Source organism: Serratia ureilytica (assembly GCF_013375155.1).
Classification (GTDB): Bacteria; Pseudomonadota; Gammaproteobacteria; order Enterobacterales; family Enterobacteriaceae; genus Serratia; species Serratia ureilytica.
The window spans coordinates 1-18,317 of the sequence record NZ_JABXOF010000021.1 but is presented as its reverse complement, the minus strand read 5'-3'; the positions used below and the strand labels follow the sequence as shown (position 1 = coordinate 18,317).

Here is an 18,317-nt window from a genome sequence, read left to right as displayed (position 1 = left end):
CATGCTGAAAATCGCCGATACCACTTTTACCTCGCGCCTGTTCACCGGCACCGGCAAGTTCGCCACCCCGGCGCTGATGTTGGAGGCGCTGGCGGCCTCCGGCTCACAGCTGGTGACCATGGCCATGAAGCGCGTCGATCTGCGCGGCGGCAACGACGCCATTTTGGCGCCGCTGCAACAGTTGGGCGTCAGGCTGTTGCCCAATACCTCCGGCGCCAAAACGGCCGCTGAAGCGGTGTTCGCCGCCCGACTGGCGCGCGAAGCGCTCGGCACTCACTGGGTGAAGCTGGAGATCCATCCCGATGTGAAATACCTGCTGCCGGATCCGATAGAAACGCTGAAGGCGGCGGAAACGCTGGTGAAAGACGGTTTTGTGGTGCTGCCCTACTGCGGCGCCGATCCGGTGCTGTGCAAACGGCTGGAAGAAGTGGGATGCGCAGCGGTGATGCCGCTCGGCGCCCCTATCGGCTCCAACCGCGGTCTGCGCACCCGTGACTTCCTCGAAATCATCATCGAGCAAGCTAAGGTGCCGGTGGTGGTAGACGCCGGCATCGGCGCGCCAAGCCACGCGCTGGAAGCGATGGAGCTGGGCGCCGACGCGGTGCTGGTGAATACCGCCATCGCCGTGGCGCGCGATCCGGTGCAGATGGCGCGGGCATTTCGCCTGGCGCTGGAGGCCGGCGAGCTGGCACGCAGCGCCGGATTAGGCTCCAGCCAGCGCGGCGCGGTCGCGTCCAGCCCGCTGACCGCTTTCCTCAGCCAGCCAGAGGAGGCGCAGTGATGACCGACGATTTCAGTAGCCGCTGGCAACAGCTGGACTGGGACGACATTACGCTGCGCATCAACGGCAAAACGGCGCGCGACGTGGAACGCGCATTGAACGCCGACAAGCTGACGCGCGACGACTTTATGGCGCTGATCTCCCCCGCGGCCGCGCCGTATCTGGAACCGTTGGCGCAACGCGCGCAGTTGCTGACCCGTCAGCGGTTCGGCAACGTCGTCAGCTTCTATGTGCCGCTGTACCTGTCCAACCTGTGCGCCAACGACTGCACCTACTGCGGCTTTTCGATGAGCAACCGCATCAAGCGCAAAACGCTGGATGCGGCGGAGATTGCGCGCGAGTGCGAAGCCATCAAGGCGCTGGGGTTCGAACATCTGTTGCTGGTCACCGGCGAACATCAGACCAAGGTCGGCATGGACTATTTCCGCCAGCACATTCCGGCGATCCGCCGCCACTTCAGCTCGCTGATGATGGAAGTGCAGCCGCTGGCGCAGGAGGAATACGCCGAACTGAAAACGCTGGGCCTGGACGGCGTGCTGGTGTATCAGGAAACCTACCATCCGGCCACCTATCTGCAGCACCACCTGCGCGGCCAGAAACAGGATTTCCATTGGCGCCTGGCCACGCCGGATCGCCTGGGGCGCGCCGGGATCGACAAGATCGGCCTCGGCGCGTTAATCGGCCTGTCCCACAGCTGGCGAACCGACTGCTATCTGCTGGCGGAACACCTGTTCTACCTGCAGCAAACCTATTGGCAGAGCCGCTACTCGATCTCGTTCCCACGCCTGCGCCCCTGCGCCGGCGGCATTGAGCCCGCGTCTATCATGAGTGAGCCTCAGCTGGTGCAGCTGATCTGCGCCTTCCGGCTGTTCGCGCCGGACGTTGAGCTGTCGCTGTCTACCCGCGAGTCGCCGTACTTCCGCGATCATATGATCCCGGTGGCGATCAATAGCGTCAGCGCCGGATCCAAGACGCAACCCGGTGGCTATGCCGACGACGTACCGCCTGAGCTGGAACAGTTCGAGCCGCACGACGGCCGCACGCCGCAGCAGGTCGCCGAGGCCATCAGCAACGCCGGGCTGCAGCCGGTGTGGAAAGACTGGGACGATTATCTGGGACGCAGCGCGCAATAAGCGGCAACGTTTACCGCCGTGCGAAGAAAACGCTGGAGCGGCCGCGCAATGCCGAACGGTGGCGCTGGCGCCGGCAAACGCGCCGATTATAGTGACGTTGCCGACCGCCAAACCCGGTGTCGGCCGGGGCCGTTACCCTCTCGATGGCCCCGCCTTATCCAACCCCGGATCGCGCACAGACGCTCTTGCGCGACTCCGGTTCCTCACCAACGGCCATCCTGGAACCTGCGCCTGAGGGCACGCACGAACAGGCGGTTTTATCGGCTCAGGTGACGGGCATGATGAGGGAATAGCGGTGTTCAGCACTCACGCAGAGTGTTTTTCAATGGAGCCCGTTGCGGCAGAGAACGGCAGAACGAGGAAAAAGTCGATGCGGAGACGAAAAGTGACTCGAGGGGTAATCCCCGATACTGCCAATGGCCCTGGTGTTGGCCGTCGCGTTTTTTTGCCGCCTGCTCCCTGCTTACAGACAAGAGCAGGCGGTTTATTTTGTGAGACTGGCAACCCCCCCAGGACGCGAATCACACAGTATGTGCGCTAATTAACCATACAAACGATTAAATGTGAATGTCTTTTGAGTGTTTTTTTATTTGATATCGAGTGTATTCTGAGTTTGCCAAGGAAAATCAAACTGATATCACCGCAACCTCCGGGGCATCATCTATAATCCAGCACGGGTCCTCGCGCAGATTTGCCACGCTCGCGGTCAACATCAAAAAAGCCAAGGTTGTCATGAAGAAAACGCCAAATTACATCGATGCAATCAGCGCGTTGCTCACTCTTAAAGGGGTTGGCGACAGAAAACATGCCTCCACGATGGCCAACATACTGAACCTTCAGTACAACAGCGCCAAGCAGAAGCTGGATGGTAAAAGGGGCATCACCCTCGACGAAGTCAGAAAGGTGTTTCAGTACTTCAACGAGCCATTCGCCGGCCAAAGAACGCATAACGGCGTTTTTATCATGAACAGCATTCACAAACGCTGTAAGGTTGAAGTCGACGAACACCCGGTGACACAGCTGGACGACGACGAAACCTACGCCTACAAAAAAGATGACCTTTTCATCATCAATACCAGCCGGGATACGCAGGCCGACGTACCGCTGTACAGAGTCAACAAGATAGACTTTCTGCCGGCGCCGCGCATCGCGATCCTGGACAACGACAGCGATATCCTCGAGCTGTTGAAGAAAATCGCCTGCCGCTACGGCATTGAGACCGAGACCTTTCAAACGGCGGATGCCATGCTGGCCGCACTTGAGCAACAGTCCTTTGAGGCGTTTATTCTGGACTGGCTGTTGGACTTCGGCGAAACCTCAGAACGCGTCGTGAAGAAAATAAAGGACACCCTCGATCCGCACGCGCGCATCATCATTCTGACCGGCCAGCTGAATCACTATGAGAAGAATATCGGCGATATGATCCTGCACTATGACGTGCACCTGGTGGAAAAACCGACCAAACCGCTGATTATCTCCTCACTGCTGCTGTCGAATTTATTCTTTAATTAGTTTGACCGGAATGCGGATGAAAAACGATGAACCAACGCCTTCGGTGGATTTGACTCTGATGGCGCCTTTCAGCGTCGTCACATAATTCTTGATAATGGTCAGCCCCAGCCCCAGTCCCTGCCGCGTTTCCCTTTCTACTCCCTGATTGAACGCCTTGTACAACCGTTCCAGATTATTAACGTTAAATCCGATGCCGTTGTCTTTGACCCATAAATACAGATTGCCATGGCACACCTTCACGTTGAGGATGATCGCGCCGTGGTGAGTAAATTTGTCCGCGTTGCTGAGCAGATTGGCCAATATTCGGTAGAGCTTGTATTTATCGGAGCAAATCAAACCAACATAGGATGAACGACGCACCACGATGCGATTACCGCGCCCGGCGCTGATACTGGTCATGGCATCGTCCACCACCTCATGCAGCCGAAAGGTGGAAATATTGACGTTCACCTCCCCCATTTCAAACCGCGAATAATCCATCACCTCGCGCGTTTGTTCGGCGATCTTGTTGCCGTGGTAGGAGATCAGGCGGGCTTCCTTTTTCAGCTCTTCCTGCGCCAGCTCGTGCTCCATGATATCCGCGGCGATGACGATGGCCTGCGTCGAACCGGCGATTTCATGGTAGATGGATGAGATAAAGATGTTCTTGTTCTTGATGATCTCTTTTAACGAGAAGGCGTTTCTCACCACCAGGAACATCATCAGGAACACCAAAATCAGCGATAAGACGGCGAACATCTCGGCTTTTCTCGAATTATCCTGGATGATGCCTTTAACCTCGGTGAAGTTTTTAATTTGTATCCGATAAATAATCTCCTGGATATCGACCAACGTGCCCTCGATGTCATCCATATAAGCGAGGATATCCGCCTTGCTTTTCCGCCCTGCCAGCAAACCGACGGAAAGATCGCCCAGCGTTCGGTACTGTTGCTTCAGCAGAGCGACGTTCTTGATAAATTCGTCGTCGTAATAGAAAGAGTCGCTGAAGGTGGAGCGGCTCTCCAGGATTTGGATCTTCGAGTAAAATATTTTCTTTTTGATCAGGAAAGCGTCGTAGTCGTCGTTTTCACTGAGCAGCAGCGCAGTTTTGGTTCTTTCAAACGCCAGAAACAGGATCTCGGCCACCGAGTAGTTATCCAGATTGGGTTCGATCTGCTTATAGCGCTCTTTTACGCCACCGAAGTTAATGGCAATCAGCAAAATTAATAAGGAGAAGATGGCAACCAACGCGATAAGAGTACCGATCAGTTTCTTGCTCATCTCATTTAATCTCCAGCCGTTTGACTTGCCAGACGGTTTTCGCGTTCACGTCCAGGTTATTCAGCTCGGGGTATTGATCGCGCGGATAGATAATAGCGAACGGCCCCAGCTCCCCCACGTCGATCGGCTTACCGCCGCGCAGATAGGCGACAATCACGCGATATTTAATCATCTCGTCAATCGGCATCGAATAGGAATAGTCGTCCCACGCGAAGGCGCGCACCGACTTCCCTTGCAGATGGTACGCTTTCACCAGCTCCGAAAACTCAACGCCGGTGAACGCCTCTTCCGGGGTGAAATTGGTCGAGGTTTTAATCGTGTGCGACGGCATCGCCTCCAGCATCTGTCGGGTGACATTGATCTTCTCGCCGTCCGCCGGCTTCAGGTAAAAAGAGTCAACGGCCGCGTACAACGGTGCGCTGAACAGCGAAAGCAGCAGTAACGTCATCAATCCTTTGATTTTCATTATTCACCCTCTTTGCGTTTCACCAGCTCCGCCTGACCGAACTCATCCCGCCCGATCACATCCCAACCGTGATGTTGATAAAAACCTTCGGCTTTAGAGCCGGGATCGGTGGTTAAGTGAATGGCTTCGGCGCCGTGCTCAAACATCCAGGCAGTGACGCGCGCCAGCAAGGCAGAACCCATTCCCATTGATTGGTATTCCGGCTTCACGAACAGTCCGCCGATCAACGGTTCGGGGATGAACAACCCGAATCCAACGCCGGCATAGTCCTCGCCATACTTGCAGATCCAGCCACCGCCCTGGTTGATGTCTTCCAGCGCCTGCTTGCGCTGCAGATACTGGATCTGATGCGGATGCAGCAGGTTCTCTTCGACGGAAAAGCGGATCTCATACAGGTAAGGCAGGTGTTTCGCCGTCAGTTTTTCGAAGGTAATGAGGCTGTCCATGTTTTGTGCTGTCCTTGGTTGTCAGGTAAAAAGCGCCGGTCAATTTCTGCTGTAACCATAGTAGCAAAGTTTGTCATAACCCGGCGCGAGGCGAAAAAAAACCGCCCCCGAGGGAGCGGTTTATCTGGCGATGGGCCCGGCGTAGCGGGCCCACGGCGCGGATGACGATTACTCGTCGTCGCTGCCGCCCAGACCTGCGTTGAGCAGTTCGGCCAGGTTCGCGGTCGCTTCTTCCGCGCTGACTTGCGGAACAACCGGCGCTTCGCCCTGAGCACGACGACGCATGCGATCCTGATGATAAGCGTAACCGGTACCGGCTGGGATCAGACGGCCCACGATGACGTTCTCTTTCAGGCCACGCAGTTCGTCGCGCTTGCCGGCTACGGCAGCTTCGGTCAGAACGCGCGTCGTTTCCTGGAACGATGCGGCGGAGATGAAGGACTCGGTCGCCAAGGAAGCCTTGGTGATACCCAGCAGATCGCGCGAGAAGGTTGCCGGGATCTTACCTTCAGCTTCCAGCTGACGGTTGGCAATCTTGACGCGAGACACTTCAGCCTGCTCGCCTTCCAGGAACTCGGAGCCACCAGCGCTAACGATAGTGCCTTTACGCAGCATCTGACGAACGATAACTTCGATGTGCTTATCGTTAATCTTAACGCCTTGCAGACGGTAAACTTCCTGCACTTCGTTGGTGATGTAGCGGGTAACCGCATGCACGCCACGCAGACGCAGAATGTCGTGCGGAGACTCTGGGCCGTCGGAGACGACGTCGCCACGTTCCACCACTTCGCCTTCGAACACGTTGAGCTGACGCCATTTCGGAATCATCTCTTCGTAAGCGTCGCTGCCGTCCAGCGGAGAGATCACCAGGCGACGTTTGCCTTTGGTCTCTTTACCGAACGAGATAATCCCGCTGATTTCAGCCAGGATTGCCGGCTCTTTCGGACGACGCGCTTCGAACAGGTCGGCAACGCGCGGCAGACCACCGGTAATATCCTTGGTACCGCCGGATTCCTGAGGAATACGCGCCAGGGTATCACCCGCACCGATCTGAATGCCGTCTTCCAGCTGAACGATCGCTTTGCCCGGCAGGAAGTATTGAGCAGGCATATCAGTACCTGGGATCAATACGTCTTCGCCCTTAGCGTCAACGATTTTCAGTGCCGGACGCAGGTCTTTACCGCTACCGGTACGCTCTGCGCTGTCCAGGACAACCAGAGAAGACAAACCGGTCAGTTCGTCGGTCTGACGAGTAATCGTCTGGCCGTCGACCATGTCGGCGAAGCGAATGAAGCCGCTGACTTCACTGATGACCGGCATGGTATGCGGATCCCAGTTAGCAACGGTTTCGCCGCCGTTAACTTCTTCACCGTCGCCTTTGCCCATCACGGCGCCGTAAGGCACCTTGTAGCTTTCTTTGGTACGGCCGAATTCGTCGATCAGTTTCAGTTCGGTGTTACGCGAGGTGATCACCAGCTTGCCTGCGGCGTTCATAACGAACTTCGCGTTGCTCAGCTTGATGCTACCCTTGTTTTTCACCTGAATGCTGGATTCAGCAGCCGCACGAGATGCCGCACCACCGATGTGGAACGTACGCATCGTCAGCTGTGTACCCGGCTCACCGATGGACTGTGCCGCGATAACGCCGATGGCTTCACCTTTGTTGATGATGTGGCCACGTGCCAGGTCGCGACCGTAGCAGTTTGCACACACACCGAAGTCGGTTTCACAGCTCACCACGGAACGGACTTTAACGCTGTCGACAGAGTTCTCTTCCAACAGGTCACACGCCTTCTCGTTCAGCAGGGTGTTGCGCGGCACCAGAATGTCCGCCGTACCCGGCTTGAGGACGTCTTCTGCCGTCACACGGCCCAGAACGCGTTCACGCAGCGGCTCTTTCACATCGCCACCTTCGATAACCGGAGTCATCAGGATGCCGTCGTGGGTGCCACAGTCGTCTTCGGTCACCACCAGGTCCTGCGCCACGTCAACCAGACGACGGGTCAGATAACCGGAGTTCGCGGTTTTCAGTGCGGTATCCGCCAGACCTTTACGAGCACCGTGAGTGGAGATGAAGTACTGGAGTACGTTCAGACCTTCACGGAAGTTCGCGGTGATTGGCGTTTCGATGATGGAGCCGTCCGGCTTCGCCATCAGACCACGCATACCGGCCAGCTGACGAATCTGAGCGGCGGAACCACGCGCACCGGAGTCGGCCATCATAAAGATGCTGTTGAAGGAAACTTGCTGTTCCACTTCGCCGTCACGGTTAACCACGTCTTCTACCGACAGGTTTTCCATCATCGCTTTCGCAACGCGTTCGTTCGCGGCAGCCCAGATATCGATCACTTTGTTGTAGCGTTCGCCGGCGGTCACCAGACCAGACTGGAACTGCTCCTGGATCTCGGCAACTTCGGTTTCCGCTTCTTCGATGATCTCCGCCTTCTTGGCCGGGATAACCATGTCGTCGATACCTACGGAAGCGCCGGAACGGGCTGCGTAAGCAAAGCCGGTGTACATGATCTGGTCAGCAAAGATAACGGTCGGCTTCAGGCCCAGGATGCGGTAACAGGTGTTCAGCATCTTGGAGATCGCTTTCTTGCCCAAAGGCTGGTTAACGATCGCGTACGGCAGACCTTTCGGTACGATCATCCACAGGATGGCGCGGCCGATGGTGGTGTCGATGATGCTGGTCTGAGAGGTCCACTCACCTTCGGCGTTCTTGACGTCTTCGGTGATACGCACTTTAACGCGCGCATGCAGCGACGCCAGGCCGGCGCGGTAAACACGCTCAGCTTCTTTGGAACCGTTCAGCACCATGCCTTCGCCTTTGGCGTTAACACAGTCGCGGGTCATGTAGTACAGACCCAGTACAACGTCCTGAGAAGGAACGATGATTGGCTCGCCGTTCGCTGGGGACAGGATGTTGTTGGTGGACATCATCAGCGCACGCGCTTCCAGCTGGGCTTCCAGCGTCAGCGGTACGTGAACGGCCATCTGGTCACCATCGAAGTCGGCGTTATATGCCGCACAAACCAGCGGGTGCAGCTGGATCGCTTTACCTTCGATCAGAACCGGTTCAAACGCCTGGATACCCAAACGGTGCAGGGTTGGTGCACGGTTCAGCAGTACCGGGTGTTCGCGAATCACTTCGTCCAGGATATCCCAAACGACGGCTTCTTCACGCTCAACCATTTTCTTGGCGGCTTTGATGGTGGTGGCCAGGCCACGCAGCTCCAATTTGCCGTAGATGAACGGTTTGAACAGCTCCAACGCCATCTTCTTAGGCAGACCGCACTGATGCAGACGCAGGTATGGACCTACGGTGATAACGGAACGGCCTGAGTAGTCAACGCGTTTACCGAGCAGGTTCTGACGGAAACGACCCTGCTTACCTTTGATCATGTCGGCCAAAGATTTCAGAGGGCGTTTGTTGGAACCGGTGATCGCACGACCGCGACGGCCGTTATCCAGCAGGGCGTCTACCGCTTCTTGCAGCATACGCTTTTCGTTGCGCACGATGATGTCCGGCGCAGCCAGATCCAGCAGGCGTTTCAGACGGTTGTTACGGTTGATCACGCGGCGATACAGATCGTTCAGATCCGACGTCGCGAAACGACCGCCATCCAGCGGAACCAGCGGGCGCAGATCCGGCGGCAGTACCGGCAGCACGGTCAGGATCATCCACTCCGGCTTGTTACCGGACTGTACGAACGCTTCCAGCAGCTTGATACGCTTGGTCAGCTTCTTGCGCTTGGTTTCGGAGTTGGTTTCGTTCAGCTCTTCACGCAGCTGCTCGCACTCGGCTTCCAGATCCATGTTTTTCAACAGGGCCTGAATGGCTTCCGCACCCATCTTGGCGTCGAATTCGTCACCGAACTCTTCCAGCGCGTCCAGATACTGCTCTTCGGTCAGGATCTGACGACGCTCGAGGTTGGTCATACCGCCTTCGACCACCACATAGGATTCGAAGTACAGTACGCGTTCGATGTCACGCAGCGGCATATCCAGCAGCAAACCGATGCGGGATGGCAGCGATTTCAGGAACCAGATGTGCGCAGTCGGGGAAGCCAGCTCGATGTGGCCCATGCGCTCACGACGCACTTTGGTCTGGGTCACTTCAACGCCGCACTTCTCACAGATCACGCCGCGGTGTTTCAAGCGCTTGTACTTACCGCACAGGCACTCGTAATCTTTTACCGGCCCGAAGATACGGGCGCAGAAAAGGCCGTCACGCTCTGGTTTGAACGTACGGTAGTTAATGGTTTCCGGCTTCTTAACTTCACCGAACGACCACGAACGGATCATGTCTGGCGAGGCCAGAGCAATCTTGATCGCATCAAACTCTTCGGTCTTAGTTTGCGCTTTCAGAAACTTCAATAAGTCTTTCACGGATTGGCTCCTGTCGGAGTTAAACCTGTTGGGCACCCACAACCGCAGTAGGTACCCGTGTGACCTGAACAACCACCCTCAGGCTCCCTTAGGCGGGGAGCCTGAGCCGGAATGACGATTACTCGTCTTCCAGTTCGATGTTGATGCCGAGCGAGCGGATTTCTTTCAACAGTACGTTGAAGGATTCCGGCATGCCTGGCTCCATCCGGTGATCGCCATCCACGATGTTTTTGTACATCTTGGTACGGCCGTTAACGTCATCCGACTTAACGGTGAGCATTTCCTGCAGGGTATAAGCCGCGCCGTATGCTTCCAGTGCCCACACTTCCATCTCACCGAAGCGTTGACCACCGAACTGCGCTTTACCACCCAGAGGCTGCTGAGTAACCAAGCTGTAAGAACCGGTTGAACGGGCGTGCATTTTATCGTCAACCAAGTGGTTCAGTTTCAGCATGTACATATAGCCGACAGTAACCTGGCGCTCGAATTGCTCACCGGTACGGCCATCGAACAGCGTGATCTGACCGGAGGTCGGGATACCGCCCATTTCCAGCAGCTTCTTGATTTCAGTCTCTTTCGCACCGTCAAACACCGGCGTTGCGATCGGCATACCTTTTTTCAGGTTCTCTGCCAGACGCAGCACTTCGTCGTCGCTGAAGGTGTTCAGGTCAACTTTCTGGCAAACGTCGTCGCCCAGATCGTAGGCCTTCTGGATGAACTCACGCAGCTTGGCCACTTCCTGCTGCTGCTTCAGCATCTGGTTGATCTTCTCACCGATGCCTTTCGCAGCCATACCCAGGTGGGTTTCCAGGATCTGACCGATGTTCATACGTGATGGTACGCCCAGCGGGTTCAGTACGATGTCTACCGGCGTGCCGTTTTCATCGTAAGGCATATCTTCGATCGGGTTGATCTTGGAGATAACACCCTTGTTACCGTGGCGGCCCGCCATCTTGTCACCCGGTTGGATCTGACGTTTAACGGCCAGATAAACCTTGACGATTTTCAGTACGCCCGGCGCCAGATCGTCGCCCTGAGTGATCTTACGACGCTTGGCTTCCAGCTTCTTCTCGAAGTCGGATTTCAGTTCGTCGTACTGCTCAGCCAGCTGCTCCAGCTGGTTTTGCTTCTCTTCGTCGGTCAGGCCCAGTTCCAGCCAGCGATCGCGCGGCAGCTTGCTCAGCTTGTCGGCTTCGATGCCACCGGCAACCAGTACCGCGTGGATACGCGCAAACAGGCCGGCTTCCAGGATCTGCAGTTCTTCAGTCAGGTCTTTCTTCGCCTGCTTCAGCTGCATCTCTTCGATTTCCAACGCGCGCTTGTCTTTTTCCACGCCATCGCGGGTGAAGACCTGCACGTCGATAACCGTACCGGAAACGCCGTTCGGCACACGCAGAGAAGAGTCTTTAACGTCAGACGCTTTCTCACCGAAGATCGCACGCAGCAGTTTCTCTTCCGGCGTCAGCTGGGTTTCGCCTTTAGGCGTTACCTTACCGACCAGGATGTCGCCGCCGGTCACTTCAGCACCGATATACACGATACCGGACTCATCCAGCTTGGAGAGCGCCGCTTCACCCACGTTAGGGATGTCGGCGGTGATCTCTTCAGGCCCCAGCTTGGTGTCGCGAGACACGCACGCCAGTTCCTGGATGTGGATGGTGGTGAAGCGATCTTCCTGCACCACGCGCTCGGAGACCAAGATGGAGTCTTCGAAGTTGTAGCCGTTCCAAGGCATGAACGCTACGCGCATGTTCTGGCCGAGCGCCAGTTCGCCCAGGTCTGTCGATGGGCCATCCGCCAGCACGTCGCCGCGCTCGATTGGCTCACCCAGATTCACACACGGCATCTGGTTGATGCAGGTGTTCTGGTTAGAACGGGTGTACTTGGTCAGGTTGTAAATATCGATACCTGCTTCGCCCGGGTACATCTCGTCTTCGTTAACTTTGATAACGATACGGGAAGCATCCACGTACTGGATCACACCGCCGCGTTTGGCAACGGCGGTTACGCCGGAGTCAACCGCTACAGCGCGTTCCATACCGGTACCGACCAGCGGCTTATCGGCGCGCAGGGTTGGTACGGCCTGACGTTGCATGTTCGCACCCATCAATGCACGGTTGGCGTCATCGTGTTCCAGGAATGGAATCAGTGAGGCACCAACGGAAACGACCTGTTGGGTGGATACGTCCATGTAGTCAACCTGGTCGCGGCTGAACAGGCTTGATTCGCCTTTGCTGCGGCAGGTGACCAGGTCTTCTACGAAGCGGCCTTCGTCATCCAGGTTGGAGTTCGCCTGGGCGATAACGAAGTTGCCTTCTTCAATAGCAGACAGGTAGTTGATTTCATCGGTCACCACGCCGTCACGCACGCGGCGGTACGGGGTTTCCAGGAAGCCATACTCGTTAGTCTGTGCGTACACGGACAGGGAGTTGATCAGACCGATGTTTGGACCTTCCGGCGTTTCGATTGGGCACACGCGGCCGTAGTGGGTCGGGTGTACGTCTCGAACTTCAAAGCCGGCGCGCTCACGGGTCAGACCGCCCGGGCCCAGTGCGGAGATACGACGCTTGTGCGTGATCTCGGACAACGGGTTGTTCTGGTCCATGAACTGGGACAGCTGGCTGGAGCCGAAGAACTCTTTCACCGCCGCCGAAATCGGTTTGGCGTTGATCATGTCCTGAGGCATCAGGGTATCCAGATCGCCCAGAGACAGACGCTCTTTCACCGCACGCTCAACACGCACCAGACCTACGCGGAACTGGTTCTCGGCCATTTCGCCGACGGAGCGGATACGACGGTTGCCCAAGTGGTCGATATCGTCCACTTCGCCCTTGCCGTTACGGATATCGATGAGCTTCTTCATCACTTCGATGATGTCGTCTTTGCTCAGGATGCCCGAACCTTCGATCTCGTCGCGCAGCAGAGAACGGTTGAACTTCATACGGCCAACCGCGGACAGATCGTAGCGGTCTTCGGAGAAGAACAGGTTCTCGAACAGGCTTTCGGCAGCTTCGCGCGTTGGCGGCTCACCAGGGCGCATCATGCGGTAGATTTCTACCAGCGAGCTCAGACGATCGTTGGTCGGATCGACACGCAGCGTTTCAGAGATGTACGCGCCGTGGTCCAGATCGTTGGTGAACAGCGTTTCGATGCGCTTGTGGCCGGACTGGCTCAGCTTGGCCAGCAGATCCAGCGACAGCTCCATGTTGGCTGCGCAGATCAGTTCGCCGGTATTGGTATCGATATAGTCTTTCGCGACCACTTTGCCCGCGATGTACTCTACCGGTACTTCAATGCTCTGAATGTCGTCTTTTTCCAGCTGACGGATATGACGAGCGGTGATGCGACGGCCTTTCTCTACGTAGATCTTGCCGTTGGCTTCGATATCGAACGAAGCGGTCTCACCACGCAGGCGCTCTGGCACCAGCTCCATCTGCAGCTTGTTGTCGCGGATTTCGAAGACGATCTTGTCAAAGAACAGGTCGAGGATCTGTTCAGTGGTGTAGTTCAGCGCGCGCAGAATGATGGTCGCAGGCAGTTTGCGGCGACGGTCAATACGCACGAACAGGTTGTCTTTCGGATCGAACTCGAAGTCCAACCATGAACCGCGGTAAGGGATGATGCGTGCGTTGTACAGCACTTTACCCGAGGAGTGGGTTTTACCCTTATCGCTGTCGAAGAATACGCCAGGACTACGGTGCAACTGAGATACGATAACCCTCTCAGTACCGTTGATCACAAAGGTGCCGTTTTCGGTCATGAGCGGAATTTCGCCCATGTAGACTTCTTGTTCCTTGATGTCTTTGACCGTACCTTCAGGCGCTTCGCGCTCATAGATAACCAGGCGCAGTTTTACGCGCAGCGGTGCAGAGAACGTCACACCACGGATCTGGCACTCTTTGACGTCGAAGACCGGCTCACCAAGACGGTAGCTAACGTATTGCAGCTCCGAATTGCCACTGTAGCTCTGGATAGGGAAAACAGAACGGAATGCGGCTTCAAGGCCGTACTGCCCTTCTGGATCTTGCTCGATAAACTTCTGGAACGAGTCAAGCTGGATAGAAAGGAGATATGGTATGTCCAGCACTTGTGGACGTTTACCAAAATCCTTACGAATACGTTTTTTCTCGGTATAGGAGTAAACCATAGGGTTCCTCAGCTCGCTGATCAGTGACCCAATCTGTCCGTCCGATTAGGGACAGTTCATGCAACACCGTTTTGTCGACCGGAAAGCGGGAACACTTTCCGCAATATCTCTTGCTATCACGCTTAAACCATTTCATCGCGCCTTCCCCCAGAACTCCTGGTAGTGCAAAGACCGCGGTATATTAAGTCGTCGATAGAAACAAACATTGGGAGGCGAAACCAGCAGCCAAACAGTGTGAAACGCTACTGGCGCCCTACAGCGCAAAAAGGCTGGTGACTAAAAAGTCACCAGCCATCAGCCTAAAAGACTAGGCTGCAACCGGAAGGGTTGGCTTATTTAACTTCAACTTCTGCGCCAGCTTCTTCCAGAGATTTTTTCAGAGCTTCTGCGTCATCTTTGCTCACGCCTTCTTTCAGAGCGGCTGGAGCAGATTCAACCAGGTCTTTAGCTTCTTTCAGACCCAGGCCGGTAGCGCCACGTACTGCTTTGATAACAGCAACTTTGTTAGCGCCTGCAGCTTTCAGGATAACGTCGAATTCAGTTTTCTCTTCAGCAGCTTCAGCTGGGCCAGCAGCTACAGCTACAGCAGCAGCAGCAGAAACGCCGAATTTTTCTTCCATAGCGGAAACCAGTTCAACAACATCCATTACGGACATAGCGGCAACTGCTTCCAGGATTTGGTCTTTAGTGATAGACATAACAATTGTTCCTAAAATTCAGAAATAGTTTAAATACGTTAGCAAAGGCTAAGAAAGAGTGGCTTACGCCGCTTCTTTCTGATCGCGTACTGCAGCCAGAGTGCGAACCAGTTTGCCGGCAGCGGCTTCTTTCATGGTTGCCATCAGGCGTGCGATCGCTTCTTCGTAAGTTGGCAGCGTCGCCAGGCGGTCGATTTGCGCCGCTGGGATCAGCTCACCTTCAAAGGCCGCAGCTTTAACCTCGAATTTTGCATTCGCTTTCGCGAACTCTTTGAACAGACGAGCAGCAGCGCCCGGGTGTTCGTGAGAGAATGCAATCAAGGTTGGACCGACAAACGTGTCTTTCAGGCATTCGAATGGAGTGCCTTCAACTACGCGACGCATCAGGGTGTTGCGAACAACACGCATGTAAACGCCAGCTTCACGACCTGCTTTACGCAGTTCAGTCATTTTATCTACGGTAACGCCGCGGGAATCCGCAACAACCGCAGACAGCGCGCCTTTGGCTACTTCGCTGACTTCAGCAACAATCGCTTGTTTGTCTTGAAGATTTAATGCCATTAGCTTTTTGCTCCTGGATTAGCCGGGGAAAATCCCCCGGAACTCACTTCACTCGGCGCTTTGTAAAACGCCACGCCGAGCGGCTTAACACGGTGAGCAGAATCCAGCAAAGACATTCTTTTATAAAAAAGAAAAATTTTCTTAGGCTCTGTCACCGTCTACGCAGGAAGGATTAAGTATCTTGCGATACACCTGCGGTCTTGGACGGAGGCCTGGATAGGCCAGGCTCCAACCGAAAAATCTTTGTTTTGCCTACGGCATAGCCAATAGCAAAACCTTGGGGCATAAGATTCTAGACAAATCTCGGCCCCAAGTCAAAGCGATAATCGCAAGTGCGATTAGTTCGCTGCGGCAGACAGACCGCTTTGATCGATAGCAACGCCAGCACCCATGGTGGTGGAGAGGCTAACTTTCTTGATGTACATGCCTTTCGCCTGAGAAGGTTTTGCTTTTTTCAGCGCAACCAGCAGGGCTTCCAGGTTTTCTTTCAGTTTGTCTGCGTCGAAATCAACCTTACCGATAGTGGTATGGATGATGCCGTTTTTGTCGTTACGGTAGCGAACCTGACCTGCTTTAGCGTTTTTCACTGCTTCAGCAACGTTCGGAGTAACGGTACCCACTTTCGGGTTTGGCATCAGGCCGCGTGGACCCAGGATCTGGCCCAGTTGACCTACAACGCGCATTGCATCCGGGGAAGCAATAACAACGTCGAAGTTCATTTCGCCTTTCTTGATCTGCTCAGCCAGATCGTCCATACCTACCAGCTCTGCGCCGGCAGCTTTCGCTGCTTCAGCGTTAGCGCCTTGGGTAAATACGGCAACGCGAACGGAACGACCGGTGCCGTGTGGCAGAACGGTAGCGCCACGAACGTTTTGGTCAGATTTACGAGCGTCGATGCCGAGGTTAACGGCAACGTCAACGCTTTCTACGAATTTAGCGGTGGCCAGCTCTTTCAGCAGAGCAACAGCTTCAGTGATGTCATACTGTTTAGTAGCATCAACTTTGTCACGGATCACGCGCATGCGCTTGGTCAGCTTAGCCATCTCTTAATCCTCCACTACCAGGCCCATGGAACGAGCGGTACCTTCGATGGAGCGAGTCATCGCTTCAACGTCAGAACCAGTCATGTCCGCAGCTTTGGTTTCTGCGATTTCACGTACCTGAGCACGGGTCACTTTACCTACTTTGTCTTTGTTCGGCTTACCGGAACCAGACTTGATACCAGCCGCTTTTTTCAGCAGAACTGCTGCTGGCGGGGTTTTGGTAACGAAAGTGAAGGAGCGATCAGAATAAACGGTGATAACAACCGGAATCGGCAGACCTTTCTCAACGCTGTCAGTTTTAGCGTTGAATGCCTTACAGAATTCCATGATGTTAACGCCCTGCTGACCCAGAGCTGGACCCACTGGTGGGCTCGGGTTAGCCATACCAGCTGCAACTTGCAGCTTAACGTAGGCTTGTACTTTCTTAGCCATTTAAATTTCCTCGGTTTGGGTAGTATCGCCTCGTGAGAGGCTCCCCGTGTTTAACCTCGCCAGACAAACATCAGGCAAGGCATCTAAAAACAAAAGGCGCGAAATTGTAGTTCAATTTCGCGCCTTTGACAAGCGGCAACGGACCGCTTATTGCTGATTATTCGATCAGCCTTTTTCAACCTGGCTGAAGTCCAGTTCCACCGGCGTTGCACGGCCGAAGATGGAAACGGAAACTTTCAGGCGGCTCTTCTCGTAATCGACTTCTTCGACCACGCCGTTGAAATCGGCAAACGGGCCGTCGTTGACGCGCACCAGCTCGCCCGGTTCGAACAGCGTTTTCGGACGCGGTTTGTCACCGACCTGCTGCAGGCGGTTCATGATCGCATCAACTTCTTTATCGCTGATCGGCGCAGGACGGTCAGACGTACCGCCGATGAACCCCATGACACGCGGTACGCTGCGCACCAGGTGCCAGCTGGCGTCATTCATCACCATCTGCACCAGCACGTAGCCAGGGAAGAATTTACGCTCGCTCTTGCGACGCTGGCCACCACGGATTTCAACCACTTCTTCCGTAGGCACCATCACTTCGCCGAACAGCTCTTCCATATCGTGCAGTTTGATGTGTTCACGCAGCGATTGCGCTACGCGACCTTCAAAACCGGAAAACGCCTGAACGACGTACCAACGTTTTTTTGGAGCTTCAGACATTTTAGAACCTCAGGCCAGTAATAAACGACACCAGACGGACCAGAATACCATCCAGCCCCCACAGAATCAGTGACATCACGGCGGTTACCGCGGCAACGATCAACGTGGTGTGTAGCGTTTCCTGACGAGTTGGCCAAATCACTTTACGTACTTCGGTACGCGCTTCGCGGGCAAACGCAACGGTAGCTTTGCCTTTGGTGGTCATCAGAGCCACTGCACCTGCAACGGCGATGATCAGCACAACTGCCAGCGCGCGCAATGGCAGGCTTAAATCACGGTAGTAATAGTTACCGACAATAGCCACAACCAACAGAACGGCGACGATCAGCCACTTTGCCGCTTCCAGGCCGCGTCCGCTCCCTTGAGCCTCGGTATTCGCACTCATAAACCAACCTGTCACAATGATGATTCAGAACAAACAACTTTGCCTCGCATTGCGAGGCAAACCAAACCGATCGGATACCGCACTAGCGATATCCCGGTGTTTTACGCCATGACGTATTCAGTCAATACGGTTTAAGAGCCCATCTCACCAATGATTATGACTGCAAAATCGCTGATGAGATAGGTTCTAGTTCACAGCGTAGAAAAAGGGCATCAAATGATGCCCTTTTACCGCGTGTCGCGTCAAACTTTATCAGCGATTAAGCGATAACTTTAGCAACAACACCAGCGCCTACAGTACGGCCGCCTTCACGGATTGCGAAACGCAGACCGTCGTCCATCGCGATTGGG

15 protein-coding genes are annotated in these 18,317 nt (G+C 55.2%); 3 read left to right on the top strand and 12 right to left on the bottom strand.

Annotation, left to right across the window (positions count from 1 at the left end):
- Window position 1: 1 nt before the first annotated feature.
- The 3 genes from HWW83_RS25080 (at window position 2) to HWW83_RS25070 (ending at window position 3,426) form a co-directional block, all read left to right on the top strand.
- Window positions 2-781: a thiazole synthase gene (locus HWW83_RS25080; protein WP_033652706.1), complete on the top strand. Its 780-nt coding sequence runs from the start codon at window positions 2-4 to the stop codon at window positions 779-781.
- A complete protein-coding gene (gene thiH / locus HWW83_RS25075) occupies window positions 781-1,914 on the top strand; it encodes a 2-iminoacetate synthase ThiH (RefSeq protein ID WP_033644362.1) in 1,134 nt (377 codons plus the stop codon). The genes HWW83_RS25080 and thiH overlap by 1 nt, the downstream gene beginning before the upstream one ends.
- 732 nt (window positions 1,915-2,646) lie before the next feature.
- Window positions 2,647-3,426, top strand: coding sequence for a helix-turn-helix domain-containing protein (locus tag HWW83_RS25070; RefSeq protein ID WP_046688068.1), 780 nt, complete (start codon window positions 2,647-2,649; stop codon window positions 3,424-3,426).
- Here the strand turns inward: HWW83_RS25070 and HWW83_RS25065 are convergent.
- From HWW83_RS25065 to HWW83_RS25010, 12 genes are all read right to left on the bottom strand, one after another.
- Window positions 3,412-4,686, bottom strand: coding sequence for a sensor histidine kinase (locus tag HWW83_RS25065; protein WP_033644360.1), 1,275 nt, complete (start codon window positions 4,684-4,686; stop codon window positions 3,412-3,414). The two genes, HWW83_RS25070 and HWW83_RS25065, sit on opposite strands and share 15 nt — an antisense overlap.
- 1 nt (window position 4,687) lies before the next feature.
- Entirely contained in the window at window positions 4,688-5,152 is a 465-nt protein-coding gene (locus tag HWW83_RS25060; RefSeq protein ID WP_033644359.1) for a putative pterin-binding protein, read from the bottom strand.
- Window positions 5,152-5,598, bottom strand: a complete 447-nt coding sequence (locus tag HWW83_RS25055) for a GNAT family N-acetyltransferase (RefSeq protein ID WP_033652702.1) — start codon at window positions 5,596-5,598, stop codon at window positions 5,152-5,154. The genes HWW83_RS25060 and HWW83_RS25055 overlap by 1 nt, the downstream gene beginning before the upstream one ends.
- A 168-nt stretch (window positions 5,599-5,766) precedes the next feature.
- The gene (gene rpoC, locus HWW83_RS25050; RefSeq protein ID WP_033644357.1) at window positions 5,767-9,990 is read right to left on the bottom strand and encodes a DNA-directed RNA polymerase subunit beta'; all 4,224 of its coding nucleotides are present in this window, start codon (window positions 9,988-9,990) and stop codon (window positions 5,767-5,769) included.
- Window positions 9,991-10,108: 118 nt separating this feature from the next.
- Complete coding sequence (gene rpoB, locus HWW83_RS25045) at window positions 10,109-14,137, bottom strand: DNA-directed RNA polymerase subunit beta (RefSeq protein ID WP_047024913.1); 4,029 nt, start codon at window positions 14,135-14,137, stop codon at window positions 10,109-10,111.
- Between the two features lie 332 nt (window positions 14,138-14,469).
- On the bottom strand, window positions 14,470-14,835 hold the full coding sequence (gene rplL, locus HWW83_RS25040) for a 50S ribosomal protein L7/L12 (RefSeq protein ID WP_004929903.1): 366 nt from the start codon (window positions 14,833-14,835) through the stop codon (window positions 14,470-14,472).
- A 63-nt stretch (window positions 14,836-14,898) separates the two neighbouring features.
- Window positions 14,899-15,396 carry a 50S ribosomal protein L10 gene (gene rplJ, locus HWW83_RS25035; protein WP_004929905.1) on the bottom strand — a complete coding sequence of 166 codons (498 nt, stop codon included), beginning with the start codon at window positions 15,394-15,396 and terminating at the stop codon, window positions 14,899-14,901.
- Between the two features lie 338 nt (window positions 15,397-15,734).
- Window positions 15,735-16,439: a 50S ribosomal protein L1 gene (gene rplA, locus HWW83_RS25030; protein WP_004929908.1), complete on the bottom strand. Its 705-nt coding sequence runs from the start codon at window positions 16,437-16,439 to the stop codon at window positions 15,735-15,737.
- A 3-nt stretch (window positions 16,440-16,442) separates the two neighbouring features.
- Window positions 16,443-16,871: a 50S ribosomal protein L11 gene (gene rplK / locus HWW83_RS25025; RefSeq protein ID WP_015376316.1), complete on the bottom strand. Its 429-nt coding sequence runs from the start codon at window positions 16,869-16,871 to the stop codon at window positions 16,443-16,445.
- Window positions 16,872-17,036: 165 nt separating this feature from the next.
- A complete protein-coding gene (gene nusG / locus HWW83_RS25020) occupies window positions 17,037-17,582 on the bottom strand; it encodes a transcription termination/antitermination protein NusG (RefSeq protein ID WP_004929914.1) in 546 nt (181 codons plus the stop codon).
- A 1-nt stretch (window position 17,583) separates the two neighbouring features.
- Window positions 17,584-17,967 carry a preprotein translocase subunit SecE gene (gene secE, locus HWW83_RS25015; RefSeq protein WP_004929916.1) on the bottom strand — a complete coding sequence of 128 codons (384 nt, stop codon included), beginning with the start codon at window positions 17,965-17,967 and terminating at the stop codon, window positions 17,584-17,586.
- A gap of 259 nt (window positions 17,968-18,226) precedes the next feature.
- Window positions 18,227-18,317, bottom strand: a 91-nt coding sequence (locus HWW83_RS25010; RefSeq protein ID WP_072265938.1) for an EF-Tu C-terminal domain-related protein, incomplete at its 5' end; no start/stop codon positions are given.

Excerpts from the sequence above, each read along its gene's own strand:
- HWW83_RS25065 (WP_033644360.1), bottom strand. The coding sequence starts at position 4,686 with ATGAGCAAGAAACTGATCGGTACTCTTATCGCGTTGGTTGCCATCTTC.
- secE (WP_004929916.1), bottom strand. The coding sequence starts at position 17,967 with ATGAGTGCGAATACCGAGGCTCAAGGGAGCGGACGCGGCCTGGAAGCG.
- rpoB (WP_047024913.1), bottom strand. The coding sequence starts at position 14,137 with ATGGTTTACTCCTATACCGAGAAAAAACGTATTCGTAAGGATTTTGGT.
- rplK (WP_015376316.1), bottom strand. The coding sequence starts at position 16,871 with ATGGCTAAGAAAGTACAAGCCTACGTTAAGCTGCAAGTTGCAGCTGGT.
- HWW83_RS25060 (WP_033644359.1), bottom strand. The coding sequence starts at position 5,152 with ATGAAAATCAAAGGATTGATGACGTTACTGCTGCTTTCGCTGTTCAGC.
- rplJ (WP_004929905.1), bottom strand. The coding sequence starts at position 15,396 with ATGGCATTAAATCTTCAAGACAAACAAGCGATTGTTGCTGAAGTCAGC.
- nusG (WP_004929914.1), bottom strand. The coding sequence starts at position 17,582 with ATGTCTGAAGCTCCAAAAAAACGTTGGTACGTCGTTCAGGCGTTTTCC.
- HWW83_RS25055 (WP_033652702.1), bottom strand. The coding sequence starts at position 5,598 with ATGGACAGCCTCATTACCTTCGAAAAACTGACGGCGAAACACCTGCCT.
- HWW83_RS25080 (WP_033652706.1), top strand. The coding sequence starts at position 2 with ATGCTGAAAATCGCCGATACCACTTTTACCTCGCGCCTGTTCACCGGC.
- rplA (WP_004929908.1), bottom strand. The coding sequence starts at position 16,439 with ATGGCTAAGCTGACCAAGCGCATGCGCGTGATCCGTGACAAAGTTGAT.
- thiH (WP_033644362.1), top strand. The coding sequence starts at position 781 with ATGACCGACGATTTCAGTAGCCGCTGGCAACAGCTGGACTGGGACGAC.
- HWW83_RS25070 (WP_046688068.1), top strand. The coding sequence starts at position 2,647 with ATGAAGAAAACGCCAAATTACATCGATGCAATCAGCGCGTTGCTCACT.
- rplL (WP_004929903.1), bottom strand. The coding sequence starts at position 14,835 with ATGTCTATCACTAAAGACCAAATCCTGGAAGCAGTTGCCGCTATGTCC.